Raw genomic sequence first — 606 nt, forward strand, 5'->3', positions numbered from 1 at the left:
ACGATGGGTTGGCAGATCGAGGAAGCGTCGCTTTCATGGGCGGGCCTGCATCGGTGGCGCGCGAATCGGTGCGGTGCGCTGGAGGATGTCGATGACGATCATCGGAGCCCCGCAGTGCCGGCAGACGAAGGCGGGCCGGGGCGCCACGACGGGCGCCTCGGATGGCGAGTCGGGTTCGGGCGTGACGTGCAGCAGCTCACGCAGCTTCGCGAGACTGGTGCGGCGCACCGGGTTGGCGAGCAGCCCGTAGTGACGGATGCGATGGAACCCGCCGGGCAACACATGAAGCAGGAAGCGACGCATGAACTCGCCGGCCTCCAGCGTCATGGTCTTGTAGCGGGTGCGCCCCTTCTCGCGGTAGTCCTTCCAGCGGAACGTCACGCCACGCTCATCGAAGGCGAGCAGACGCTGGTTGGAGATTGCGACGCGATGCGTATAGCGCGAGAGGTAGGCGAGCACCGCTTCCGGTCCCGCAAAGGGACGTTTGGCGTACACAAACCATTCGCAGGCACGCAGCGGTGCCAGCCACCGGGCAAAGGTGGCGGGATCGGCGAGCGCTGCATAGTCACCGAAGAACTGCAGCTGGCCGTGCCGATGGGCATCGGT

At 66.5% G+C, this 606-nt stretch carries 1 protein-coding gene; it reads right to left on the reverse strand.

What is annotated here, in order from left to right; all coding sequences use genetic code 11:
• Positions 1 to 33 precede the first annotated feature (33 nt).
• On the reverse strand, positions 34 to 606 hold a 573-nt coding region (locus F6X40_RS41680; protein WP_187631912.1), incomplete at its 5' end, for a transposase.

This window comes from Paraburkholderia sp. UCT31, from assembly GCF_014397655.1.
Lineage (GTDB): Bacteria > Pseudomonadota > Gammaproteobacteria > Burkholderiales > Burkholderiaceae > Paraburkholderia > Paraburkholderia tuberum.